The sequence below is a fragment of the Epibacterium sp. ABZ3_068 genome, assembly GCF_056159265.1.
This window is the reverse complement of sequence record NZ_JBSWUV010000001.1, coordinates 617,328-639,817: the sequence shown is the minus strand read 5'-3', so window position 1 is coordinate 639,817 and position 22,490 is coordinate 617,328. Positions and strand designations below refer to the sequence as shown.

The window sequence follows — 22,490 nt, the reverse complement described above, 5'->3', positions numbered from 1 at the left end:
AGGAGACGTAACAATGACGAAACTGACCTATAGCCGTCGCCGGTTTCTTGGTACTGCCGCCGCCGGTGCTTCTGTTCTCGCAAGCCCCGTTTATTTGCGTCGCGCCAATGCGGCAGGGGGCGAAGTCAATATCTGGACCTACAACGACTTTGTTCCCAAGGCCTTCAAGGAACAGTTTGAAGCTGAAACCGGGATCAAGGTGAACGTACGGCTGGTGGATGACCAAGGTAAGCAATTCAACCTTCTGGCCGCCGAAGCCCCGAACCCGACCGTGGACATCATGACCGTGGCAGGCCACCGGTTCCTGCAGTTCATCGACAGCGATCTGCTGGCACCGCTTGACACGGACCGGCTGAGCAACTGGGGCAATATCAACCCGACCTATTCCGAAAGCGATTGGTCAACCATCAATGGCCACAAATGGGGCGCGCCGATCCTGTCGGGGATGGAGGTCTTGTCTTACAACACCGAGTTGGTCAGCGCCGAAGAAGCAAAGTCCTGGGATGTGCTCTTCTCTGATAAATACAAAGGTCAGACCGCCTATATCATCCAAGACATGATGTCGATCATCATGCTGAAGATGGGGTATGACGGGAACATGGTGGAATACCTCGGAGACCCTGAGAAAGCCGCTGCAGTTGTTGAAGAAGCCAAACAGTATCTGATCGAAAAGAAACCGCTGGTGCGTAAATACTATGACAGCGGCGCCGAAGTGCAGCAGATGTTTGTCAATCAGGACATTGCCCTGGCGCACAGCTGGAACGGTCCGGCAGCCGCGCTGATCAACGATGGTTTCCCGCTTGCCATGACCATCCCGCGCGAAGGGTCTTATGGCTTTGTCTACACGTACAACATTGCCAATAACGCACCAAACGCGGACAATGCCTATACCTTCCTGAACGCCATTCTTGCCTCGCCTGAAATCGGCGCCGCGATGACCAAGGCGTCGGGCTTCATCTCGACCTACAAAGATGCGTCGAACTATCTGACCGATTTGGAGAAAAAGTCGACCTCGTTCTCGGATGAGGAAGTCGCCAATCTCAAATTCTTCCGCGCGGAAGCAAATGAGATGAAATACGGTCTGGTTGATCCGGCCGTCGAAGCGATCAAGGCTGCCTGATACCCTTTGGGTTTTCTAAGTTGTTCCTGTCCGGAATCTTTCCGGGCAGGGAACCAACGTTTCCATGGGATACTCCGACATGAGCGATGAAGCCGCACAGGGCACCCGATCAAATTTCTCCAAAACAGATGGTGGCGGACGGACCTTTTGGGGCAGCCTTGCCAACTGGAGCCCGTATAAACTGTTGATTGCGCTTGCGACGGCCACTCCGCGGCGACAGTTCCTTGTTCTGGCGGCCGTGCCGATTGTCTGGGTTCTGACCCAACATCTGGGACCAATGCTGCAAATGCTGCGCGTCAGTCTGACAGACGCCTATCCGGTTGCTCCCGGAGTAGAGCAGCATTTTACCCTGGATAACTACGCCCGCTTTTTTGGGGACCGGATTTTCTGGCAGCCGTTTTTCAGGACCTTGACCTTTGCCGGTGTGTTCACCTTCTGCACGCTGATCCTGACCTATCCCGTTGCTTATTTTCTGGCGCGTCACGTGTCGCGAAAAAATCAGATGTTGTTTCTGCTGCTGCTTCTGGTTCCGTTCTGGGTCGGAGAGATTGTGCGCACCTATGCGATCATGATCCTGCTTGGCAATACAGGCGCTTTGAACCAGCTGTTGAAATTTGTTGGGCTGATCGACCGCCCGATCCCGTTTATGTACACCAGCTTCTCGATGGGTGTCGGGATCGTCTATCTCACGGCGCTTTATATGCTCCTGCCGCTCTATTCGGCGCTGGAGAAATTGCCCAAAAGCCTGAACGAGGCGTCAGCCGACCTTGGCGCGTCAGCCTGGACCCGTTTTCGCAGGATCACCCTGCCGCTTACTCTCGAAGGCATCTCATCAGGCTGTACCCTTGTTTTCCTGATCTCAACCGGCTTTTACGCCACGCCAGTTTTGCTTGGAGGACCGTCGACCACTGTTTTTGCAGAGACCATCGCCGGGTTCTTCCATGTGGCGGGTGATGAATGGCCCACGGGGTCGGCCTTTGCGACAATCATGTTTGTTGCGGCTTTGGTCCTGACCGGCAGTTTCCAAAAGCTCATGAACGCTTTGCGCAAAGGGGACAGCAAATGAACCGCGGCAATCGTATCTTTCTGTCCTGTGTCTATTGGGCCTTTGTGCTCTATGTTTTTGTGCCTCTGATCCTGATGGTTCTGATGGGGTTCAAGGACAGTAAATTCATCGGCTTCCCGATCCGATCCTGGACGCTGGACTGGTATACAGGCGTCCTGGGCAACGCGGAGGTGCTTTCGGCCTTTGGCTATTCGGTTGCGATTGCCGTCCTGTCCACGCTGATCTCAGTTGTGGTTGGCACCTGGATCGCGGTGCTGTTGGAAGGGCGTAGGTTTCTTGGCCGTACGGCCGTTTTCGGCCTGACTGTTCTGCCTGCCTTGGTGCCTGGCATTATTTCGGCCATCGCTTTCCGCATCTACGCCCGCTGGTTGGGGATCGAGCCTGGAATGGGGGCGATCATTTGGTCCCACGCGGTTCATAACGTCCCCTTTGTCGCATTGGTTGTGATGGCGCGCCTGTCGACACTACCCAAAAGCCAGATCGAAGCGGCGCGGGATCTGGGCGCGGATCCCGTTATTGCCTTTATGCGGATTACCTTGCCGTATCTGGTGCCTGCGATCCTTGGGGCCAGCATCTTCTGTCTGCTGCTGAGCTTTGACGATTTTGTCCGCTCCTTCTTCCTGGGGGGATATGACCCAACCCTGCCAGTGCTGATTTTCGCCAAGCTGAAATCGGGCATGTCTCCTGAAATCAATGCCATTGCAACCGTTGCTCTGGTCCTTACCGCCGCCATCGGGATCTGGGCCGAACGGTTTACACGCCGACTGAACAAGGATTGATACATCATGACTGAGAAAACGCCTTTGGTCCGCATTGAGAACGTGACCAAGAAATTCGGTGACACGGTTGCGCTGGACAATCTGAATCTGGACATTGCGCGCGGTGAGTTTGTGACGTTTCTTGGGCCATCGGGCTGCGGAAAATCTACCACTTTGCGGATTTTGGGGGGCTTTGAACGCCCGACATCAGGCCGTATCCACCTGAATGAAGAAGACGTCACAACGCAGCCGCCAGAAAAGCGCCATGTGAATATGGTGTTTCAGGACTATGCCTTGTTCCCGCATATGACAGTGCGGCAAAACATAGGTTTTGGGTTGGAACTCAAGGGGATGAGCCGGTCAGACATTCGTCGCCGCCAGGATGAAATCATGTCTTTCCTGGAGCTCGACAGTTACGGCGATCGCTATCCGGCGCAGCTTTCCGGGGGCCAGCGACAACGCGTGGCTCTGGCGCGGGCACTGGCGCCGGACCCGGCACTGTTGCTGCTGGATGAACCCCTTGGGGCGCTGGATGCAAAACTGCGTGGGCAGGTGCAGCAAGAGCTAAAAGCCATTCAGCGCCGCACCAACAAGACGTTCTTTTTTGTGACCCACGATCAGGACGAGGCGCTGACAATGTCGGACCGGATTGTTGTTATGAACAATGGTCGCGTTGAACAGGACGGATCACCCGAAGACCTCTATTTCCGGCCGGCCACCCAGTTTGTGGCCGAATTTATTGGCGATACCAATCTGTTGACCGGTGAGATGCGGGGAGCCGAAGGGGACGAGGTGGTCATGGACTGGTTTGGACAGACCCTGAAAGGCAGCAGCCATGGGCCCCTGCCACAGATCGGAGCACAGATCACGGCTTCGGTCCGTTTGGAGAAACTGGGATTTCACAGCTCCCGACCGGCCGGCAAGAATGCAGTAAAAGGGTCGGTTGTTGGCAAGACCTTTCACGGCAGCCGCATGTCTGTTGATCTGATGATCGACGATACCCCAGGTGCCAGATTGCGCGCCTTTGTGGACACTGACATTGGCCAATCCGTGGGCTCAGATCCTGTCTGGATCGGCTGGGACAGTCAAAGCATGGCCGTCTTGCAAGATTGATACAGGACGGGCAGGGATACGTCCGCAAAGCAGGTTAAGCTGGTTGATGACATAGTGCACAAAAATGCCCCCGGTTCATGAACCGGAGGCATTTCATTATGTCAAAGGTTTCCCTGACGAGCCGTGTCAGTGGGGGTGTCAGGCGAAGGAAACTCCATTCATCTCCATCGGAAGCGCTGTCACCAGAGGTCCGGCAGCTGCAGCAATTGCATTTGCCAAAGCGGGTGCAGCAGGGGGAACACCGGGTTCGCCAACCCCTGTCGGCGCTTCGGCAGACGGCATTATGTGAACTTCGATCGCTTTGATATCGCCGATCCGCAGCGGCTCATAGTCCGGGAAATTGGACTGATCCACTGCTCCGTCGGTCAGCGTAATGTGATCGCGCATCGCATGGCCGATACCATAGCCGATGCCGCCTTCCATCTGCGCGACCACCACATCCGGGTTCACGGCAATCCCGCAATCGACGGCACATGTGACTTTCTCAACCACAATGCCGCTGTCCACATCCCCTGAGATTTCGACAACTTCCGCCACATAGGAGCCAAAGGATTTGTGGACCGCCAGCCCCTGTGTGCGACCGGACGGCGCCTTACCCCAGCCCGCTTTTTCGGCAACCAGTTTCAGAACACCCGCGTTGCGATCGGCATCTTTGCTGCCTGTCAGATGCGCCAGGCGGAATTCAAGCGGATCACGACCAGCGGCCTGTGCAACCAGATCCATCATGGTCTCCATCACATAGGCCGTGTGGGTATGCCCGACCGAACGCCACCACAGAACCGAGGTTGCTTTTGGCGTATCGGTGAGGCCCACCGCCATTCCAGGTATCTGATAGGGGCTGTCAGCCACCCCTTCAATAGAGGTATGGTCAACGCCATTATGGACCAGCATGGGTTCAAAGGCGGTGCCTTTGACAACGGGTTGCCCGGCGATCTGGTGCTGCCAGCCGACAATGTTACCATCAGCATCCAGGCCCACGCGTACCTTGTGACCAAAGGCGGGACGATAATATCCGCCGCGAATGTCATCTTCGCGCGTCCAGACCAGTTTCACAGGTCGGCTGCGGTCCGTCATGACAAAGGCCAGTGCTGCCTCTACCTGATAATCGGCGTCTGGTGTCGCGCGGCGACCAAAGGAGCCACCGGCCAGCATCGTCTTGATATGGATCTTCTCAGCCGGAAGGTCAAAGATCTGCTGATAGGCCATATGCGGGCCCGTTGGGATCTGTATCCCATCATGCAGGACGACGTCGCCATCTGCCGTCTGTTCGATGGTACAGTTCAGCGGCTCCATGGGCGCATGGGCCAAAAGCGGGAAGTAGAAGGTTTTTTCCACCACCGTTGCGGCCCCGTCGATGGCCTGCGCCGCAGCGGCAGCATCGCCGTCGTTAGCGTTATACTGCGGGGACGTCTCAAGCGCGGCGCGGATTTCAGCCTCGATCTGGTCAGAGCTGCGCGTCTCCGCGTTTGACATATCCCAGGTCACATCCAATGCATCCCGCGCCTGAATTGCGGCCCAGGTGTTTTCAGCATAGATTGCGACTCCGGCCTTGTTTGGCAGAATGGCCGCGTTAACAAACCCTTTGACATCACGGGATGCGCTGTCATCAAAGGCGGTGGCAATGCCCCCGCGGGCTTCGGGGCGGGCAATCAGAACAACCATCTGGTTGGGCAGATGCATGTCCATCGCATATTGTGCCTGCCCGTTGGTCTTGATCGGTGAATCCTTGCGCCGCACATGGGGGTTGCCGATCAGCTTGAATTCAGCGGGATCTTTCAGGCGCGGTTCTGCAGGCGCCTCCAGTGTTGCCGCGAGGGCGACAAACTCAGCAAGAGGCGCTTCCCGTTCGCCCCCTTTTACAATGCCCTCTTCAATGCTGATAACTTCTGCCGACACACCCCAGGTTTCTGCCGCCGCCGCAATCAGCATCTCGCGTGCAGCAGCACCCGCCTGGCGATACTGCGCCCAGGAGTTGGCCATTGCCGTTGACCCGCCGGTGCCTTGGAAGGGGCCAAAGGCGAGGTTGTTGTAAAGCTTGGGATCAGAAGGAGCGAATTCATATTCGATCTGATCCATCCTGAGCCCGATTTCTTCGGCAATCAATGTGGGCAGGCCGGTTGCCGGGCCTTGTCCCTTTTCAAAGTGTTTGACGATGGCTGTCACGGTGCCGTCAGCGTCGATTTTTACAAACGGGTTGAACTGGCTGCTGCCTTCAGAACCCGCTGCCAGAACACCATCGGCGCGTGCACCGATCAGAAGAACGGCGGATGCCGCTGCCGCGGTTTTCAAAAAGCCCCGGCGAGAAGTGGTAAGTGTCATGGATCAGGCCTCCAGGATTTCGGATGCGCGTTGAATGCCCTTGCGAATGCGCTGGTATGTGGCGCAACGGCAGGCATTGCCTCTCATATATTCATCGATTTCTTCGGCGGTTGGTTTGGGGTTTTCGCTCAGCAGCCCGACTGCGGACATGATCTGCCCGGATTGGCAATAGCCACATTGAACCACGTCCAATTCGACCCAGGCTTGCTGAACCGCAGCGCCGATCTTATTCTCGCTCATGGCTTCAATGGTTGTGATCTCGGCGCCTTCGACGTCTTCCACATAGGTCTGGCAGGAGCGAACCGGTTCCCCATCCACATGAACCGTGCACGCCCCGCAGGACGCCACACCGCAGCCAAATTTTGTACCCGTCAATTTCAACTCATCCCGGATCACCCACAAAAGCGGCGTGCCCGGTTCGGCTACCACGTCATGTGTGGTGCCGTTCAACGTCAACTTCAGAGTCATTGGAAATCTCCCATTCGCGCTTGCATCCAAAGGATTTGGTAAACTGGCTCGTTTACTGTAGGCTCAGATCACGGTGCTTGTAAACTCTGGAGTGTACTTCAGGTCATTTGCCCCATCGCGTGAAAGGCACTATAGCTGTGGATATGAAGGCAGGCGGAGCAGTAAACAGGTCGAAGTACGACCAGATAATTAGGGCGGCCGTGGCGGAATTCCAGGATCGGGGGTTCGCCGCGACCAGCATGGACCGTATCTGCGCCGAGGCCGAAGTGTCCAAGCGCACGCTCTATAAGTACTTCGAAAGCAAGGATAACCTGTTCCAATCCATCGTGGGTTTGATGGCGGACCGCTTTGCTGATGCGCTGACGCAAAAATTTAATGCAGACAGGGATATTCGCGAACAGCTTACGGAACTGGCCTGGGCCGAAGGCCGATTGCTGATCTCCGCGGATGTGATGGCAATGGCCCGCATGGTGATCAGTCAGGTGCTGTTGTCACCGGAGCTCGGTGCGCTGGTACAGGACAGGGTCGATTCGCACAGCGTGTTTTTCCACATGATGCGGGATGCGGACGCGGCGGGCCATCTGGTGATTGATGACCCGGACCGTGCAGCAAATGAATTCATTGCCCTGATCAAGGCCAAAGCCTTCTGGCCCGTTATTCTGGGCGGCCCGATGCTGACTGAGGACCAAATGTCAGACCTGGTGCAGCATACCGTCGATATGATCATGAGCCGTTACGCGCCCTGAGCGACCCCATCGGGCAGATCAGACAGAGCTGCCTTCCAGCCGGGCTGAGGTATCCTCATCCAGATTGCCTCCTGCCATTTTTGCAAAGGCTTTGCGCCAATCGGCCGACAAGTGTTCCAGGGCTGCCAATGCGGTGGCCTCTTCGGGGGTGATCCTGCGGGTCAGTCGGGCGGCGGTGACTTTGGCAACACTCCAGTTGGGGCAGGGACGTTCAACCAGATGTATTTCATCCCCGGTCTGAACCTCCCCGGTTTCCAGAACTCGGTAATACCATCCGGTCCGGCCTGTTTTCTGGAAATGATAGGCCATGCGATCCTCGCCGGTGTGGGCGTTCAGCTTCCAGCACGGTTGCCGCCCTTGGCTGATTTGCACCAATGCCTCGCCCAGGCGGAAAATGTCACCGATAAACACTTCAGTCTCAACCAGTCCCCGGGTTGAGATATTCTCACCAAAGGATCCCGGCACCAGATCCGGCCGGTTCAATTCCTGTTGCCAGGCGCTGTAGTGGTCGCCTGCATAGTGGTGGATGGCTTTGTCGGCACCGCCATGAACGGCCAGATCGGCCTGGCGATCACGAACAAAGCCGGTTTGAGACACCGTAAGGCGTGCCATTGTCTCTGTTTTGGCAATGGCAGATGCCGGGCGACCTGGCCACAGGGCCTGGACGCTACCGATATAGATGCCGTCAATTGTGGTGGTCTGGGTCATGAGATCCCCCTCAGATAAACAGAAGTCGTTTCGGTTTCTGCCAAACCCATCCAAAGCGCGCGGTCTGGCGGACGATCAAGTGTAAAGTTTCAGGGGCGTTTCCGGGGAGAAGACTAACACGGCAAGCTTTTGCCTGATATCGGCGCAATTGTCACAGGTTCACGGCTGAAAGGCCAATGCGTGCAATCAGCTGTCCATCAGCTTGCGATACCGCAGCGCCACCCAGATCAATGTGGCCATAAAAAGCAGTGCCATAGCATACCAGGTCAGCGCATAGGACAGATGCGAATTGCGGAACTGGACAATTGTTAACCCGCCCCGTGGGGCCGCGCCAAGCGCCGCCAAATGGTCAGCGTCCACAAAATAGGGCAGGGGCGTTGCCAGATCCAAGGCTGCGGACATCTGCACCGTGTCCCGCGCAACCCAGCGATTGGCTGCGGGATCATTGGTTTCCAACAGGGTGCCTTCAGGCTCGCTTGGACGAATGAGACCGGTAATCCGTGTCGGCGCTGGGGACCAGTTTTGAGGGGACTTCTTGTCGCCGGGGACAAAGCCACGGTTGACCCACACCAGACCCACCGAGGTCTCATAGGGCTGCATAACCCAGAAACCGGGGCCAAGCTCGGTCACGGCCTTGACCAGAATATGCCGGGGCAGCGGCGTGCCCTCAAAACCGACCCGCAGGTAGGCATGAGCGTCAGCGTCAAAGCGCGCGGGAAGGGGGTGCACCTCCCCAAAGGCGCGCGCTTCGACAGTTGCTATCAGATCCAGCTTCCAGGCCAATCGGCGCATCTGCCAATTGCCCATCAGCACAAAGGTCACAACCATCACCACAGAGATCAGCCCCAATAGAGCGGTTCCCCAACCGGGGCGACGGATGTGGCCTTCTTGGGTCATGGCAGGTTACGAACCCGTTCGATCTGTTCGTGAGCGGGCATCATGTTTTCCTGCAGGTTGAACATGACCCAGATGGAACCGGACAGGACGATGACCAGCAACAGAATGGTCAGCCCCATAGACATCGCCTGCCAGCCGTCTTCGGCCTTGATGGTCACGTGCAGGAAATAGTGGATATGCACCAGCATCTGAGCACCGCCCAGAATGAAGATGATCGCCACAGCCACGCCCTTGCTGTCCAGCGGTTCACCCATGACCACCCAAAACGGGATCACGGTCAGGATGACGGACAGAACAAAACCGATAAGATAGGATTTCAGCGACCCATGGCCGCCCTTTGCATGATCGCTCACAGCAGGACTCCTGTCAGGTAAACCAGTGAAAAGACGCCGATCCAGATCAGATCGAGGAAGTGCCAGAACAGGCTGAGGCACATGACCCGGCGCTTGTTCTCATGGGTAAGGCCACGCTGGGACAGCTGGATCAGCAGAACCACCAACCAGATGCTGCCGCCCAGGACGTGCATCCCGTGGGTGCCGACCAGGAAGAAGAAGGACGACAGGAAGGCACTGGCCTGCGGGGTTGCGCCCAGGTGGATCAGGTGGCTGAACTCAAGAACTTCCAAGTACAGGAAGGCTGCGCCGAAACCACCAGTGACCACCAGCCACACCAGCGTGCCCTTCAGATCGTTGCGATCCATCCGCAGCACGGCAAAACCATAGGTGATGGAGGAGAACAAGAGCATGAAGGTTGCAATCAGGATCTTGTCCAGTTCAAACAGATCCACCGGTGCCGGGCCGGCCGCATAGTTGCCGCCCAAAACCGCATAGGTCGCAAAGAGGATGCCAAAGATCAGGCAGTCACTCATCAGGTAGATCCAGAAACCCAGCATGGTGCCGGTTTCGTGGTGATGCTCCTCATGGCCGTCCCCATCGTGATGATGGGGATCTTCCATGACGAAGAACTCAACGGGTTCTTTTACAGTTGTGTCAGTCATTATTCCGCTGCCTTTGCCAGCTGCTGAGTACGCTGATTTTCGATTTCACGCACTTCCGCGGCTGGAACGTAATAGTCGCGGTTGTAGTTGAAGGTGTGTCCGATGCCGTAGACCAAGGCCATCACAAAGCTTGCGGCCGCAAGCCACCAGATGTGCCAGATCAGAGCAAATCCCATAACGGTCAGCAGCCCCGCCAGCACAACACCGGTTGCGGTGTAATGGGGCATGTGGATCGGCATGAAGCCATCGGTCGGGCGCTCGTAACCTTCGCGCTTCATATGGGTGAAGGCGTCGATTTCATGCACTTTCGGAGTGAAGGCAAAGTTATAGTAGGGCGGCGGTGAAGAGGTCGCCCACTCCAGCGTACGGCCATTCCAGGGATCGCCGGTCTCATCCGCCAGCTCTTTGCGACGCATGATGGAAACGATGATCTGCAGAACAAAGGCGCCGATGCCTGCTGCGATGAACAGTGCCCCGACCAGAGCTACGATGAAGTAGACCGAGTAGAACGTGTCCTCAAACTGGCTCAGACGGCGTGTCACACCCATCAGGCCCAGCACATAAAGCGGCATAAACGCGAGGTAGAAGCCGATGATCCAGCACCAGAAGCTGACCTTGCCCCAGAACGGATCCAGGCTAAAGCCAAAGGCCTTGGGCCACCAGTATACGATACCGGCAAAGATCCCGAAGACCACGCCACCGATGATCACATTGTGGAAGTGCGCGATCAGGAACAGCGAGTTGTGCAGCACATAGTCCGCAGGCGGAACCGCCAGAAGAACACCGGTCATGCCGCCGATCACGAATGTGATCATAAAGCCCATGACCCACAGCATCGGCACGTCAAACCGCACGCGACCCTTGTACATGGTGAACAGCCAGTTAAACAGCTTGGCCCCGGTCGGGATCGAGATGATCATGGTTGTGATGCCAAAGAAGGCGTTCACATTGGCACCGGCCCCCATGGTGAAGAAGTGGTGCAGCCATACGATGTAGGACAGGACCATAATCACGCAGGTCGCATAGACCATCGAGGTATAGCCAAACAGACGTTTGCCGGTAAAGGTCGGCACTATCTCGGAGAAAATACCAAAGACCGGCAGGATCAGAATGTAAACCTCAGGGTGACCCCAGATCCAGATCAGGTTCACATACAGCATCGGGCTGCCGCCCAGATCATTGGTGAAGAAGTTGGTGCCAAGGTAACGGTCTGCGGTCAGCAGAGCCAGGGTCGCGGCCAGAACCGGGAAGGTCGCAACGATCAGGACGTTGGTACACAGTGTGGTCCAGACAAAGACCGGCATCTTCATGTAATCCATGCCCGGTGCGCGCATCTTTACGATGGTAACAACCAGGTTGATACCGGACAGGGTTGTCCCGATCCCGGCAATGTTCAGCGCCCAAAGGTAATAGTCCATCCCGACAGAGGGGCTGTAATCCAGACCGGAGAACGGTGCATAGGCCAGCCAGCCAGCAGTTGAGAACTCTCCTACAAAGAGCGAGATCATGATCAGGATGGCGCCGGACACTGTCAGCCAGAAGCTGAAGTTGTTGAGGAACGGAAACGCTACGTCGCGGGCACCGATCTGCAACGGCATCACATAGTTCATGAAACCGGTGACGAAGGGCATCGCGACAAAGAAGATCATGATCACACCATGTGCGGTAAAGATCTGATCATAGTGGTGGGCGTTCAGGTAACCTTCCCCGCCCGAAGCCGCAAGAGCCTGGTGGCCCCGCATCAGAAGTGCGTCGGCAAAACCGCGCAGCAGCATGACAAGGCCAAGGATCATATACATGATCCCGATTTTCTTGTGGTCAATTGAGGTGAACCAGTTCTTCCAGAGGTAGCCCCACAGGCGGAAGTAGGTCAGCGCGCCAACCAGGGCGAGCCCGCCCAGGATAACGCCAATGAAGGTCACCAGAACGATTGGTTCGTGAAAAGGGAATGCGTCCCAGGACAGCTTTCCCCAAAAGGGATGCACGTCAAGTGCCGAAGCACTCGTGCCATGATGAGCTGAAGAAGCCATAACGGTCTCTATCTTTGTTCGTTTCAGTTTGCGTTCACAGGAGCGGTCAGCGTCATCGCTGTTACCAGGTCATCCTTTTTGATACGCAGTTCAGGACGGATCAGAGCCATCAGAGCACCGGGATCGTCAGCCGAGCAGATGCCGCGGAACATATCGCGGTTCCACAGACCTTCCAGACCACCGCCACCAAGCGCGTCGACCATCATCATGTCGTGACGACACAGGTCTTCGCTGTTGACGCAGGTGTTGACGATACGTTCCCACAGGGTGTCATCCAGGCTGCCATAGTAGGTCACCGGATGCGAAATGCTCTTTTGGTTCAGGGCTTCCAATGTGTCGGTGTCCAGCACCTTGTCATCGCCGCGGACCTTCTCGACCCAAGCGTCAAAATCCGCTTCGTTCAGGCCGTGGAACTTGAACCGCATTTGCGAGAAACCCTCGCCCGAATAGTTGGCCGAGAACCCTTTGTAGATGCCAGGTTCGTTGATCACCGCATTCAGTTCGGTCTGCATGCCGGACATGGCATAGATCTGACCGGCCAGAGCAGGAACATAGAAGGAGTTCATAACGGTGGTTGACGTCAGCTGAAACTCGATCGGGCGGTCCACAACGGCGGCCACTTCGTTCACCGAAGCAATGCCCAGTTCCGGGTAGATGAACAGCCATTTCCAGTCCATGGCCGCAACCTGAATGATCATCGGCTCGACCGTTTCGTCAAGCGGCTGATCTTCGGAAATCCGGGCCAGTGGCTTATAGGGGTCCAGACGGTGTGTCGCCACATAGGTCAGACCAGCCAGACAGATAATGATGGCCAGCGGAACCGACCAGATGATGATCTCCAGCGTGGTGGAGTGATGCCAATCGGGTTCATAGGCTGCGTCTTTGTTGGAGGCGCGATACCGATAAGCAAAGAAAATTGTCAAGGCGATCACAGGCACGATGACAATTAACATAAGGATTGTGGAATATACGATCAGGTTGGCTTGTTGTACCGCGACGTCGCCCGAAGGGTTCATGACAACCAGATTGCACCCAGACAGGAGGAGGGTCGACAGAATAGCCGATGCAATAAGTGCGCGTTTCATTGAGTCTTTCTCTCAAGGTGAGACTGTTGGAGGAGGAGGAAGCTTGCACGTCAGTCTCAGGCGGCCAGCGAGCGCTCTTTTGCTCCAAGTCTCAGCGGGTTGCAATGCGACAAATGATGACTTTGCGGTTTCTGTTTTACTTGATGGATGCCCAAACCCCGTGCATGATCCTCTTATGGAGAAGAGGAGAACTATATGAACAGTGTGGAGAATACACACCTGCATGAGGCTACGATCGACGAGGTGGTGATCACGGTTGTCATGGCGCGTGTGACCGACTTTTTTGGTTTTTTTGTTTATGCGATTGCGTCCGCCCTGGTCTTCCCAAGGTTGTTTTTTCCGACATTTGATCCCGTAACTGGTACACTTTTGTCGTTTGCGATCTTTTCACTGGCGTTTTTGGCTCGTCCGGTGGCCTCGATGTCGGGGCGCGTGATCCAACGCAAGATTGGGCGCGCAGGCAAGGTTACTTTGGCTTTGTTTATTTTGGGCAGCGCCACAGTTGCCATTGGGATGCTTCCTGGATTTGACACAATCGGCTGGTGGGCTCCGGTTTTGCTGGCGGTTCTGCGCATCTGTCAGGGCCTCGGACTGGGCGGCGCATGGGACGGTCTGACGCTGCAATTGCAACACAGCGCACCCGAAAATAAGCAAGGTTTTTATGCAATGGTGCCCCAATTGGGCGGTCCGATTGGATTCGTCGTGGCGGCCTCCCTGTTTTATGTGCTGACCGGCTTCCTCACAGAGGAAGAGTTCTTCACCTTCGGCTGGCGATTCACCTTCTTTGCGGTCTTTGCCGTCAATGTGGTTTCTCTCTTTGCAAGATTGCGCCTGCTGAACGCCGATTGGGGTGTCGAAGAAGAACTGGTGACCTCGGCGCCGATGCGCGAATTGATCCAGACACAGTGGCGACCGATTCTCCTGTCTGCCTTCCTGCCGCTGGCCAGTTACGCGATGTTCCACATGGTAACGGTCTTCCCCTTGGGGATCAGCAGCCTGTTCACCGGGCATGAAATCTCGGACATTCTTCTCCTGCAATTGATCGGCGGAACCCTTGCCGTCTTTGCGGTGATTGCAACCGGAATTCTGGCCGATAAATATGGGCGCCGTTACGTTCTGGGTGTTTCCACGGCACTCATTTTTGTTCTCTGCCTGATGATCAGCACCCTTGTGACCAATCCGGCCACCTATATCATCTTTGGTTTTGTCGTTCTGGGGCTGACATATGGTCAGGCCAGCGCCATTGTTCCGCGCCGGTTCGAGCGCAAGTACCGGTATTCCGGAACCGCCCTGGCAACAAACCTGAGCTGGATTCTGGGAGCTGCCTTTGCCCCTCTTATCGGGCTTAGCCTGGTTGTTGGTTTCGGCCTATGGGCAGCGGCCATTTACCTCTTGTCTGGTGCGGTGGTGACATTTGTTGCACTGCGGGTCCTGTCCAACAGCGAGGCCGCGTCCTGATAACCAAGACCGGAAACAAGAACAAGGGCGCGGCTTCTTAACGCGCCCTTTTTTGTCGTAAGCGTTGCATCTGACCCCCTAAATAGCATCTGACGCCCTGAAGCCCTCTATGAAATATTGCCCCTAGATCAAGCTGGGGCGACGATATGGCTTAGAAACCAAATCCCTCACAGTTTATGGGTATAAGAGGCTCTGTTGCACAAATCTCGTGAGGGATTCATCTTGTGAACCCAGCGTGGTAGCCGGGATGCATGAGCTGACCCACACCCCCGACCTACAAGACCAGGAACTGGCCAGCCTAGCGAGCCATTGAGGCGCCATTGGTTCTAGCCCAATGGCGAGCGAAGCGCTAAAGCGCCGGGGATCGCTGACGATCTGGTTCGACCCTGAGATGAGCTGTGATGGCGTGCCGACAGGCAGGCGTGGCCGACAGCAGACCTATAGCGATGCCGCTATCCAGACGTGCCTTTCGATGAATGGCTACTGCGAAAGCTTCAATCGCACAGTTCGGCACGAATGGCAGATGTGCTGTGCAAATCGCCTGCCGGGCAATGGATGAACTGCTCAAAGGCGAAATCTTCTACAGCCTAAGGGAAGCTCAAATCCTGATTGAAGAACGGAGGAAGCACTACAACACGAAGCGACCACATAGTGCTCTGGGTTACCGCCCATCGGCCCCGGAAACCATCGTCCAGATGGACCAAAGGCCGATCATGCACTAACAATCAAACTGGTCCACTCAGGTGGGCCTGATCACTCAAAGAACTCTAACAATTTTGCGCGTTTGATCTTCTTGTTGAAGACCTTGTCACCTGTCGCAGAAACTCCACGAACTTGGAAAACGTCCTTGGCCAGATCCAGCCCTATGGTATTCACTAGCATTGGGTGGCTTCGCTCAAAAGCAGATTTTGACACCTGTATTATGGCGCATTGCGACGCCGGGAGGAGCAGGAGGCATCCGCTTTGGGTAAGGTGGTGTGCCTCCACTATCGAAACTTTTCACGGACACGTTCAGCTGGTTTCTTGCACTAAGGTGAATCGGACTCCATCTTGTTTTTACTTGCGAAAATGACCTTCTGCATAAGATTAATGAACTGACATCTCTCTTCTTCTGAAAGGTCAGCCAGCGCTTCGGTGTTCACGGCCATTGCGGCTTTGATCGCCGGGGCCCGCAATCCACGTGCGTGATCTGACAGCCAGACGCGCTGCACGCGGCCGTCATTCTCATCCTTCTCACGTCGGATCAGCCCATCGCGCTCCATTCGCGCGAGCGTGTTGGCCATCGTCGCCTGCTCGATGTCCAGCCGCTCGACCAACTGCTTCTGGGTCAGACCGTCGGCCTCCCATAATTCCAGCAAGGCCGGGAAGGTGCCGGTCGTGAGCCCCAACGGGCTGATCCGGGCGGTCAGCCCTCGCACGAAGAGCCGTGCGATGTGGTTTGCAAGATAGCCCGCCGATTGATTTTTCTTGAACTTCATGTGTCCATTCTACCACTTGAATAGCTTGCTATGCAAGAATATATAGTATGCTATATTAATGTTGAATGGAGAATAGAAATGACAAAATTCGTCCATCCCCTTGCCGGAGCAATCGCCTTGCTGACGATTCTAACCTTCTGGCTCTCCACCGCGATTTCGGAACTATTTGCGGACGCGGCCACCGTCACACTGGTCAAGTCGCTGATCCCGTGGGGGTTCATCATCCTAATCCCGGCTCTGATGGCTGCAGGCGGGTCGGGCTTTCAACTGGGTAAGAAAATGCGCGGCCCGATGGTCGCAACCAAAAAGAAGCGAATGCCCTTCATAGCAGCCAATGGCATCCTGATCCTCATTCCTTCGGCGTTTTATCTTTCGTTCAAGGCACGTGCTGGGGTGTTCGATACCGGGTTCTACGCCTTGCAGGCACTGGAGCTAATCGCGGGCGCCGTTAACATCGTACTCCTGAGCCTGAACATGCGCGACGGTTTTCGATTAACTGAAAAGTTGCGCCGCAGTCCGGCTCAAGCCGTGCAAGCGAATGAAGCAGGAAAAGCTGGACGAGCTGGCCGTGCCAGAAGCCCCGAATGAGGTCTGGTCCATTGGCTTTGGGGGATGGACGGCAATTCCGACCGCCCCAACATGGCCTTCGGTGGGAGAACACCCGCTATGAAACCGAAAATCGCCGCGTAGTTCAACAATCGGGCCCCATTAAAAATGGGGGCATTACCTAAGAACCGATCGATTGACCGCAGCAAGTGATCTTGCGGGATGTGATTATCCAATGAAAACTCATAGAGCAGTGCCGCCTGCGCTTCCTGCCTCGGTCCCATTGCCCTAGGTCATGTTGACAAATGGCGCAGCCAAAGGCGGATCGATGTGATGTCGATGAAGCCTAGATAGCTTTCTGCAGTCTTGTCGTATCGTGTTGCGACGCGCCTAGCATTCTTGAGCTTGTTGAAGCATCTCTCAACCATGTTGCGTAGCCGATAAATCGTGTGATCCACACCGACGCGCATCTTGCGGGTCTTACGCATCGGGATTTGGGTTAGGATGTCACGTTTGTTCATTTTTTTTCGAATACGGTCAGCATCATAGCCACGATCGGCCAGCAGCACCTTGGGCTCTGGCAGATTGTCGGCCATGACCTGATCGAAACCGAGATAGTCAGATGTTTGCCCCGGCGTGATCTCCGTTCTCATAGGCAGGCCATGTGCGTTGACGCGGAGGTGGATCTTGGTCCCTCTCGGCAGATTTGCGATGCAAATCGCCTGCCGGGCAGGGGAGAAGCCACCTCTTGAACGGCCAAAACCTTGCCGCGGAGTCCCCCTTTAGCGCCTGTTGCCCGATGATGGGCGCGGACCACGGTGCTGTCCGCTGCCCGGCAGGCGGCTTTGCCGCCGAGAGGGATCATTTGAAGTGCATCAGGCACCGCCCCGCTGAGGTTCAGAGCATCAAGGATGTCTTCCCACAATCCCGCCAGCGTCCAGCGCCTGAACTGGCGATAGACGCTGGACCATTTTCCGAACTCCTCGGGCAAATCTCGCCACGGTGACCCGGTGCGCGCGATCCAGAAAATTCCATCCAAAACAAGTCGGTGGTTGGTAGGCTTGCGTCCATTCGGTGCGCGGACAGAAAGGACGAAACGTTCAAAGAACGCCCATTCTCCATCCGACATAAGGTCTCGTGCCAAGCTGGTCTCCATAGCAGATACCAGCTTGAATCACGCTTGAAGCGCGGTGTGAATCCCTTTTGTCAACACGGCCTAGATACTCCTGTCCAAAATAGGATTTGAATTAACCGACGGTCCTTCGAGCAAGGGCGAGTTTTCAATAAAGGAGGCAATAAAGCGGACAACGATGCCAACAGGTGTCGTTGGGTATCGATTTTCCCCTTCTCGCTGATCGCTTCGCTCGGATTCCTAGTTGACCATGAAGATCGTAATGAAAAGGACGAGCACCAAGCCAAACCCGACCGTGAAAAAGATTGCGCGCTTTAGCGATCCGACAAGCCCTGCCAGCGCCAGCGGACCAAGAAACCAGTAGGCCTGTGCAGTATAGAAGCCGGGGAAATACTTGCCAAACCAGATGACCCACCAGGTGTGCGCAATTGCATTGCCCAATGCACCGTAGACGACGAAGAACAGCATTGGCGCGACCAGGAATCGGATGCCCTTGGTCAGAACCGCAATGCAAGCGAGTGTGAATCCCGCGTATGAGAGCATATTGATCGCGACAAAAAAGTTGGCACTGTAGGCATCAGCACCGTAAAGCACTGGAAACTTCTCACGAAAACCTGTCACGAACTCTTCGATAAAGTGGATGAACTGCCAGGCGAGCGTAGCGAAATAGATCGGGTAGTAGGCTTGGGCATCGGGAAATGCCGTCTTGCCACGATGGATCAGCACAACAATTGTTGCGACGCCGAGTAGGCCGACGTCGAAGGTGACGATGAGGGGGAGACCGCCAAGCAGGGTGAAAGTCAGCGCCATCACTGCTGTTACTGCTAGGGCAAGCCACATCTGGATGCGGGTAAGGGCTGTACTGAAGGTTTGCATGACTTGGTTCTTCATCTTTGCCAACATGTGTTGACATTTACTTTTCGCAACCCGCAAATGTCAACGCGCGTTGGCAACTGGTGAAGTGGCAAATCGACAAATGAAGACCCGTAAATCTGACCTCACTAAGTCCAGGATCCTTGAAGCTTCCCGAACGCTGTTCGCGCAGCTTGGGTATGAAGCCACAACGATCCGGGGCATCGCTGAGAAGGCTGAAATCGATCCTTCGATGGTGATCCGATATTTCGGCAGCAAAGACGCTCTCTTTGCTTTGACCGTTGATTTCCAAATGGGCCATATCGCTCCCCCTTTGTCTCGGGATCGCACTCCAGGTCAGCGCGGCGTCAGGCATTTCCTGCGGCTTTGGGAAGGCGAGGAGGCAATTGCGGCGCTGCCAATTCTACTTCGGACGGCGTCCTCTTCCACGTTGGCCGCGGATCGGCTTCGCCGGTTATTCGAGACGCAAATACGTAGCCTGATCGAAAATCTGACCGGACGACCAGTTGAGCCAGAATGCGCAGGGTTGATTGCCAGTCAAATGCTCGGCTTCGCCTATTGCCGATACATTTTGCAGATCGAGTCCATTGCCAACATGATGCCGGACAACGTGGTCGCGTCGCTGGGTGAATGCATCGACCATCACCTGCAGGTGGAAGGTCCGCTACCCGGGGGAACGGACGCACATGGCGGCCGAAACACCCAACCGTCTGGCCTCGAGGAGGAAGGAAGATCATGAGGTTATTGGCGAAAAACAGCACTGCAATTGTTAGATCGTCCAAACTCGGATTGCAGGTAACTGATGTGATCCCAGAAAACTGGACCTATTTGGCCTAGGTCATGTTGCCAAACGGGATTCACACCGGCCCTTAAGCGTGTTTCAAGCTGGAATCTGCGATGGAGACCAGCTTTGCACGAGACTTGATGTCGGACGAGGAATGGGCGTTCTTTGAGCGTTTCATCCTGACAGTCCGCGCCCCGAACGGGCGCAAACCCACGAACCACCGCCGTGTTCTTGATGGAATCTTCTGGATCGCCCGCACGGGCGCGCCGTGGCGCGACCTGTCTGAAGAGTTCGGGAAGTGGTCCAGCGTTTACGCGGGACGAAGTGTTCATTCGCTGTGGGCGCTCGAATGGCAGCTCTTGGCTTATCGCGTCGGCAAACTAATGCTGGCCGGGCGATTTCTGGACATACGCCAACAGTACGAGTTGGTCACGTAGGAAATCGATCAGTCGGCATCCAAGTAGAGGTGGAACCAACTGTTACCGGCGTTTCCGCAAGGGCGCGTCAAACCATGCACGCTGCATCACGAAGAATGGGGTGAAGGTAGACAGGCGCCTTGGATTGCGTGCAAACGGGCCCGACGAGATCGCCAGGCCCATTCGTATTAGTGGTCTTGTGCCAGGAGACGCCCGCCGTGCGGGTTATCGATCACCATCTTCCATCCCCCATCGGACTGCTTGCGCAGAACCGCCACGGACAGTCCCGATTGCTCAATAGCCTGGCCATCCGGGCTTTGGGCAGTCATTTTCCAAGGCGCGATATGCACCGCGATATCGCCACTCACGATGACCTCGTGCCCAGCGGGGTAGGTGAACTCCGGCCCTAACGCCGCCATTCCTGCGAACATCTGTTCAAGCAGAGCCGCATTCGAAACAGGGGCCTCGGGCTCGAACACCACGGTGGCCGCCGCTTCATAGCTTTGCATGACGGTCGAAATATCGCCTGCCTGAAAGCCGACCGTCATGGTTTCGATCGCGGCGAGTACGCCTTGTTGATCTTGTGTCATTTTTTGTCCTTCTGCGATTGAGATACTCGGGAACGTGACGGCAAGCGCTACCAGCCACGCAAATGCATGTTTCATGTCTTCTCCTTTGGTTGGATTGGGTGGATCAGGGTCTAGCCGGGCGGGTTCACGATCTTCAGAACCTCAGCGGCGTAGTCGTTGAGTGGCGTCAAAGGGCCAGTGGCCCGCTGCAGCTTGGCCGCAATCAGACTTGTCTGCGTGCGCAGTGCCTGCTTTTCGACCTCGGCGAACGCGGGTGCCTCTGCAAACTCGGCGGAGGGCGCGGTGCCAATCCGCCCCATCGCCATCGCCGCGGGCAGACGTTTGCGGCAGGTGCAGCGGGGGCCTTTGTCGGCAAGGCCACAATGCGCCGCGGTGAAATCCTGAATCAACGCCCGCGCGCGCGACAGGCGTTTGCGAAAATTCGCGGGGGAAATGCCGAGCGCCTCCGCTGCCTCTGCATGATCGAACTCGATGATTTCGCCCAGAACATAGGCCGCGCGGTGCGGCGGATCGAGGCAGAGCAACATTGCCATGGTACAGCGCAGCCGCAATTCGTTGAGCATGATGTGGTCTTCGGGCGCCGCCTGCGCCTCGTCGGCCAATCCGCCCAGTAAGTCGTCACCAAACATCTGAAAAGAGAGGCCGGGATCATTGGCGATGACCTTGCGAGCGGTCAGCAGGTAATTTGTTGCGACCCGATAAACCCAGGTCTCAAACTGACTGTCCTCACGGAACGTCGAGAGCTTTGTCACAATCCGGACGAGAATTTCCTGCGTGGCGTCTTGCGCAGCCGAGGGGTTGGCCAACATTCGATATGCCAATCTATACACCCGGTCCTGGATGCCGCGCACGAGCGTTTCAAGGGCTTTCGCGTCGCCTTGCTTTGCGGCGGCGATGTCGGCTGTTTGTACACAGTCCATCGGTCGGTTTGCGCCTCTCTCTGTCTTGATACTTCGTTAGACAACTGCCTGAGGCAAGGTGTGACAAGAAATTTTGCCTATGATCGAACGAATTGAAACCGACACTCAACCTGCGTTCAATATCTTGCCTGCGTGATCGTGGATTTCCGCCGCGACCGCCGCGATCACCTTCGATCCCCGACTGTCCTGATTTCGCAGCAGCCAAACAGAGCGCGCCGCGCTGAGCGGGGTCATTTGACTCTGCACCGCGCCGCGCAACTGGTCGCCCACAACTCTGGGCAGGACCGCCACGCCGATCCTGTGATCCACGGCGCTTACCAAATTAGAGAAGTCATCGACGACAACGACCGATTGAAACCTATCGGGATCCACCGACCATATTTGACTGTGGCGCTCTGCCTTCATGCGAATGAGGCAAAGCGAGTCATAGGCGCCCCGATCCAATGCCGCGATTTGGTCCGGATGGCCAAAGACCCCCATGGAAAGGGTGCCGACCTGTCGCCCCAGAAGATCTTCTGGCGGTGCATCCGTGAAGCGGAGGGCGATATCCGCTTTGCCGCTTTGGACGTCCACCGGATCGTCCCCGGTGATCAGATCGAAGGACAATGCGGGGAACCGGCGGCGAACGGTGGCCAAGGCCGGAAGAACCAACAGATCGAAGCCCCACGGATTACAGGCGATGGACACGCGGTCGATGACATCGGGGTGTTCGCGGCGTGCGAACTGCGCCATCTCGTCAACCACGGCGTTCATCCTGTCCGCATGATCACAGATGACCTTTCCCTTCTCGGTCAAGGTCCAAGGGTGGCGCTCCCGATTGACAAGCCGCAGCCCCAAAGCACGTTCCAGCGCGGTGATGCGGCGCGACACCGTTTGATGGCTGAGCCCGAGCGCGCGCGCGGCCGAGGTCGCACCACCATAGGCGCGCAGCACAAGGAGGACACGCAGATCAGACCAGTTTAGAGAGTGAAACTCGTCCATTTTTG

General features: G+C 56.1%; 23 protein-coding genes and 3 pseudogenes. 11 read left to right on the top strand and 15 right to left on the bottom strand.

Going from position 1 to position 22,490, the window contains the following annotated elements; all coding sequences use genetic code 11:
- Window positions 1-13 precede the first annotated feature (13 nt).
- The 4 genes from ACXAEW_RS03020 to ACXAEW_RS03005 all read left to right on the top strand — a co-directional run bounded on the left by ACXAEW_RS03020 (window position 14) and on the right by ACXAEW_RS03005 (window position 4,057).
- A complete protein-coding gene (locus tag ACXAEW_RS03020; protein ID WP_474939906.1) occupies window positions 14-1,120 on the top strand; it encodes an ABC transporter substrate-binding protein in 1,107 nt (368 codons plus the stop codon).
- A gap of 79 nt (window positions 1,121-1,199) precedes the next feature.
- Complete coding sequence (locus tag ACXAEW_RS03015; protein ID WP_474939905.1) at window positions 1,200-2,186, top strand: ABC transporter permease; 987 nt, start codon at window positions 1,200-1,202, stop codon at window positions 2,184-2,186.
- On the top strand, window positions 2,183-2,965 hold the full coding sequence (locus tag ACXAEW_RS03010) for an ABC transporter permease (RefSeq protein WP_474939904.1): 783 nt from the start codon (window positions 2,183-2,185) through the stop codon (window positions 2,963-2,965). The genes ACXAEW_RS03015 and ACXAEW_RS03010 overlap by 4 nt, the downstream gene beginning before the upstream one ends.
- Before the next feature lie 6 nt (window positions 2,966-2,971).
- Window positions 2,972-4,057, top strand: coding sequence for an ABC transporter ATP-binding protein (locus ACXAEW_RS03005; protein ID WP_474939903.1), 1,086 nt, complete (start codon window positions 2,972-2,974; stop codon window positions 4,055-4,057).
- Between the two features lie 138 nt (window positions 4,058-4,195).
- Here the strand turns inward: ACXAEW_RS03005 and ACXAEW_RS03000 are convergent, their stop codons facing one another.
- Both ACXAEW_RS03000 and ACXAEW_RS02995 read right to left on the bottom strand, forming a co-directional pair.
- Window positions 4,196-6,376 (bottom strand): xanthine dehydrogenase family protein molybdopterin-binding subunit, encoded by a 2,181-nt coding sequence (locus ACXAEW_RS03000; protein WP_474939902.1) that lies wholly within the window; start codon window positions 6,374-6,376, stop codon window positions 4,196-4,198.
- A gap of 3 nt (window positions 6,377-6,379) precedes the next feature.
- A complete protein-coding gene (locus ACXAEW_RS02995) occupies window positions 6,380-6,844 on the bottom strand; it encodes a (2Fe-2S)-binding protein (RefSeq protein ID WP_474939901.1) in 465 nt (154 codons plus the stop codon).
- A 143-nt stretch (window positions 6,845-6,987) separates the two neighbouring features.
- Between ACXAEW_RS02995 and ACXAEW_RS02990 the strand changes: the two genes are divergently transcribed.
- Window positions 6,988-7,590 carry a TetR/AcrR family transcriptional regulator gene (locus tag ACXAEW_RS02990; protein WP_474942984.1) on the top strand — a complete coding sequence of 201 codons (603 nt, stop codon included), beginning with the start codon at window positions 6,988-6,990 and terminating at the stop codon, window positions 7,588-7,590.
- Window positions 7,591-7,608: 18 nt separating this feature from the next.
- On the opposite strand, the gene ACXAEW_RS02985 is transcribed toward ACXAEW_RS02990, so the two are convergent.
- From ACXAEW_RS02985 to cyoA, 6 genes are all read right to left on the bottom strand, one after another.
- On the bottom strand, window positions 7,609-8,298 hold the full coding sequence (locus tag ACXAEW_RS02985) for an MOSC domain-containing protein (protein ID WP_474939900.1): 690 nt from the start codon (window positions 8,296-8,298) through the stop codon (window positions 7,609-7,611).
- Between the two features lie 186 nt (window positions 8,299-8,484).
- Complete coding sequence (locus tag ACXAEW_RS02980; protein WP_474939899.1) at window positions 8,485-9,195, bottom strand: SURF1 family protein; 711 nt, start codon at window positions 9,193-9,195, stop codon at window positions 8,485-8,487.
- Window positions 9,192-9,548: a cytochrome o ubiquinol oxidase subunit IV gene (gene cyoD, locus ACXAEW_RS02975; protein ID WP_474939898.1), complete on the bottom strand. Its 357-nt coding sequence runs from the start codon at window positions 9,546-9,548 to the stop codon at window positions 9,192-9,194. Before cyoD ends, ACXAEW_RS02980 begins: the two co-directional genes overlap by 4 nt.
- Entirely contained in the window at window positions 9,545-10,192 is a 648-nt protein-coding gene (gene cyoC / locus ACXAEW_RS02970) for a cytochrome o ubiquinol oxidase subunit III (RefSeq protein WP_474939897.1), read from the bottom strand. The genes cyoD and cyoC overlap by 4 nt, the downstream gene beginning before the upstream one ends.
- On the bottom strand, window positions 10,192-12,222 hold the full coding sequence (gene cyoB / locus ACXAEW_RS02965) for a cytochrome o ubiquinol oxidase subunit I (protein ID WP_474939896.1): 2,031 nt from the start codon (window positions 12,220-12,222) through the stop codon (window positions 10,192-10,194). The genes cyoC and cyoB overlap by 1 nt, the downstream gene beginning before the upstream one ends.
- Window positions 12,223-12,245: 23 nt before the next feature.
- The gene (cyoA, locus tag ACXAEW_RS02960) at window positions 12,246-13,307 is read right to left on the bottom strand and encodes a ubiquinol oxidase subunit II (protein WP_474939895.1); all 1,062 of its coding nucleotides are present in this window, start codon (window positions 13,305-13,307) and stop codon (window positions 12,246-12,248) included.
- Between the two features lie 195 nt (window positions 13,308-13,502).
- Here cyoA and ACXAEW_RS02955 point away from each other — a divergent pair, with 195 nt between their 5' ends.
- From ACXAEW_RS02955 to ACXAEW_RS02945, 3 genes and pseudogenes are all read left to right on the top strand, one after another.
- On the top strand, window positions 13,503-14,765 hold the full coding sequence (locus ACXAEW_RS02955; protein WP_474939894.1) for an MFS transporter: 1,263 nt from the start codon (window positions 13,503-13,505) through the stop codon (window positions 14,763-14,765).
- A 308-nt stretch (window positions 14,766-15,073) separates the two neighbouring features.
- Window positions 15,074-15,285 (top strand): annotated as a pseudogene (locus tag ACXAEW_RS02950) (transposase); the annotation flags it as partial.
- A 25-nt stretch (window positions 15,286-15,310) separates the two neighbouring features.
- Window positions 15,311-15,457, top strand: a pseudogene (locus ACXAEW_RS02945) (integrase core domain-containing protein); the annotation flags it as partial.
- A 61-nt stretch (window positions 15,458-15,518) separates the two neighbouring features.
- Here the strand turns inward: ACXAEW_RS02945 and ACXAEW_RS02940 are convergent.
- Both ACXAEW_RS02940 and ACXAEW_RS02935 read right to left on the bottom strand, forming a co-directional pair.
- Window positions 15,519-15,647 (bottom strand): hypothetical protein, encoded by a 129-nt coding sequence (locus ACXAEW_RS02940; RefSeq protein ID WP_474939893.1) that lies wholly within the window; start codon window positions 15,645-15,647, stop codon window positions 15,519-15,521.
- 146 nt (window positions 15,648-15,793) lie between these two features.
- On the bottom strand, window positions 15,794-16,243 hold the full coding sequence (locus ACXAEW_RS02935; protein ID WP_474939892.1) for a MarR family winged helix-turn-helix transcriptional regulator: 450 nt from the start codon (window positions 16,241-16,243) through the stop codon (window positions 15,794-15,796).
- Window positions 16,244-16,321: 78 nt separating this feature from the next.
- On the opposite strand from ACXAEW_RS02935, the gene ACXAEW_RS02930 reads away from it, so the two are divergent.
- Complete coding sequence (locus ACXAEW_RS02930) at window positions 16,322-16,831, top strand: hypothetical protein (protein ID WP_474939891.1); 510 nt, start codon at window positions 16,322-16,324, stop codon at window positions 16,829-16,831.
- Between the two features lie 251 nt (window positions 16,832-17,082).
- Here the strand turns inward: ACXAEW_RS02930 and ACXAEW_RS02925 are convergent.
- Window positions 17,083-17,945, bottom strand: a protein-coding gene (locus ACXAEW_RS02925) for an IS5 family transposase (RefSeq protein ID WP_474939890.1) whose coding sequence is annotated in 2 segments (ribosomal slippage) — window positions 17,083-17,573 and window positions 17,573-17,945 — 864 coding nt in all. Because the reading frame shifts where the segments join, the coding sequence is not laid out codon by codon here.
- Window positions 17,946-18,161: 216 nt separating this feature from the next.
- Window positions 18,162-18,797, bottom strand: a complete 636-nt coding sequence (locus ACXAEW_RS02920) for a hypothetical protein (protein WP_474939889.1) — start codon at window positions 18,795-18,797, stop codon at window positions 18,162-18,164.
- A 100-nt stretch (window positions 18,798-18,897) separates the two neighbouring features.
- Between ACXAEW_RS02920 and ACXAEW_RS02915 the strand changes: the two genes are divergently transcribed.
- Window positions 18,898-19,533, top strand: a complete 636-nt coding sequence (locus ACXAEW_RS02915) for a TetR/AcrR family transcriptional regulator (RefSeq protein WP_474939888.1) — start codon at window positions 18,898-18,900, stop codon at window positions 19,531-19,533.
- Between the two features lie 158 nt (window positions 19,534-19,691).
- Window positions 19,692-19,892: pseudogene (locus tag ACXAEW_RS02910) on the top strand (transposase); the annotation flags it as partial.
- A gap of 290 nt (window positions 19,893-20,182) precedes the next feature.
- On the opposite strand, the gene ACXAEW_RS02905 reads toward ACXAEW_RS02910, so the two are convergent.
- From ACXAEW_RS02905 to ACXAEW_RS02895, 3 genes are all read right to left on the bottom strand, one after another.
- Window positions 20,183-20,659 (bottom strand): YybH family protein, encoded by a 477-nt coding sequence (locus tag ACXAEW_RS02905; protein WP_474939887.1) that lies wholly within the window; start codon window positions 20,657-20,659, stop codon window positions 20,183-20,185.
- 35 nt (window positions 20,660-20,694) lie between these two features.
- Entirely contained in the window at window positions 20,695-21,504 is an 810-nt protein-coding gene (locus ACXAEW_RS02900) for an RNA polymerase sigma factor (protein ID WP_474939886.1), read from the bottom strand.
- A gap of 105 nt (window positions 21,505-21,609) precedes the next feature.
- Window positions 21,610-22,485: a LysR family transcriptional regulator gene (locus ACXAEW_RS02895; RefSeq protein ID WP_474939885.1), complete on the bottom strand. Its 876-nt coding sequence runs from the start codon at window positions 22,483-22,485 to the stop codon at window positions 21,610-21,612.
- Between the last annotated feature and the right edge of the window lie 5 nt (window positions 22,486-22,490).

What these genes read in the sequence shown, in the direction of transcription:
- ACXAEW_RS03020 (WP_474939906.1), top strand. Translation starts at nt 14, where the DNA reads ATGACGAAACTGACCTATAGCCGTCGCCGGTTTCTTGGTACTGCCGCC.
- ACXAEW_RS03015 (WP_474939905.1), top strand. Translation starts at nt 1,200, where the DNA reads ATGAGCGATGAAGCCGCACAGGGCACCCGATCAAATTTCTCCAAAACA.
- ACXAEW_RS03010 (WP_474939904.1), top strand. Translation starts at nt 2,183, where the DNA reads ATGAACCGCGGCAATCGTATCTTTCTGTCCTGTGTCTATTGGGCCTTT.
- ACXAEW_RS03005 (WP_474939903.1), top strand. Translation starts at nt 2,972, where the DNA reads ATGACTGAGAAAACGCCTTTGGTCCGCATTGAGAACGTGACCAAGAAA.
- ACXAEW_RS03000 (WP_474939902.1), bottom strand. Translation starts at nt 6,376, where the DNA reads ATGACACTTACCACTTCTCGCCGGGGCTTTTTGAAAACCGCGGCAGCG.
- ACXAEW_RS02995 (WP_474939901.1), bottom strand. Translation starts at nt 6,844, where the DNA reads ATGACTCTGAAGTTGACGTTGAACGGCACCACACATGACGTGGTAGCC.
- ACXAEW_RS02990 (WP_474942984.1), top strand. Translation starts at nt 6,988, where the DNA reads ATGAAGGCAGGCGGAGCAGTAAACAGGTCGAAGTACGACCAGATAATT.
- ACXAEW_RS02985 (WP_474939900.1), bottom strand. Translation starts at nt 8,298, where the DNA reads ATGACCCAGACCACCACAATTGACGGCATCTATATCGGTAGCGTCCAG.
- ACXAEW_RS02980 (WP_474939899.1), bottom strand. Translation starts at nt 9,195, where the DNA reads ATGACCCAAGAAGGCCACATCCGTCGCCCCGGTTGGGGAACCGCTCTA.
- cyoC (WP_474939897.1), bottom strand. Translation starts at nt 10,192, where the DNA reads ATGACTGACACAACTGTAAAAGAACCCGTTGAGTTCTTCGTCATGGAA.
- cyoB (WP_474939896.1), bottom strand. Translation starts at nt 12,222, where the DNA reads ATGGCTTCTTCAGCTCATCATGGCACGAGTGCTTCGGCACTTGACGTG.
- cyoA (WP_474939895.1), bottom strand. Translation starts at nt 13,307, where the DNA reads ATGAAACGCGCACTTATTGCATCGGCTATTCTGTCGACCCTCCTCCTG.
- ACXAEW_RS02955 (WP_474939894.1), top strand. Translation starts at nt 13,503, where the DNA reads ATGAACAGTGTGGAGAATACACACCTGCATGAGGCTACGATCGACGAG.
- ACXAEW_RS02940 (WP_474939893.1), bottom strand. Translation starts at nt 15,647, where the DNA reads ATGCTAGTGAATACCATAGGGCTGGATCTGGCCAAGGACGTTTTCCAA.
- ACXAEW_RS02935 (WP_474939892.1), bottom strand. Translation starts at nt 16,243, where the DNA reads ATGAAGTTCAAGAAAAATCAATCGGCGGGCTATCTTGCAAACCACATC.
- ACXAEW_RS02930 (WP_474939891.1), top strand. Translation starts at nt 16,322, where the DNA reads ATGACAAAATTCGTCCATCCCCTTGCCGGAGCAATCGCCTTGCTGACG.
- ACXAEW_RS02920 (WP_474939889.1), bottom strand. Translation starts at nt 18,797, where the DNA reads ATGCAAACCTTCAGTACAGCCCTTACCCGCATCCAGATGTGGCTTGCC.
- ACXAEW_RS02915 (WP_474939888.1), top strand. Translation starts at nt 18,898, where the DNA reads ATGAAGACCCGTAAATCTGACCTCACTAAGTCCAGGATCCTTGAAGCT.
- ACXAEW_RS02905 (WP_474939887.1), bottom strand. Translation starts at nt 20,659, where the DNA reads ATGAAACATGCATTTGCGTGGCTGGTAGCGCTTGCCGTCACGTTCCCG.
- ACXAEW_RS02900 (WP_474939886.1), bottom strand. Translation starts at nt 21,504, where the DNA reads ATGGACTGTGTACAAACAGCCGACATCGCCGCCGCAAAGCAAGGCGAC.
- ACXAEW_RS02895 (WP_474939885.1), bottom strand. Translation starts at nt 22,485, where the DNA reads ATGGACGAGTTTCACTCTCTAAACTGGTCTGATCTGCGTGTCCTCCTT.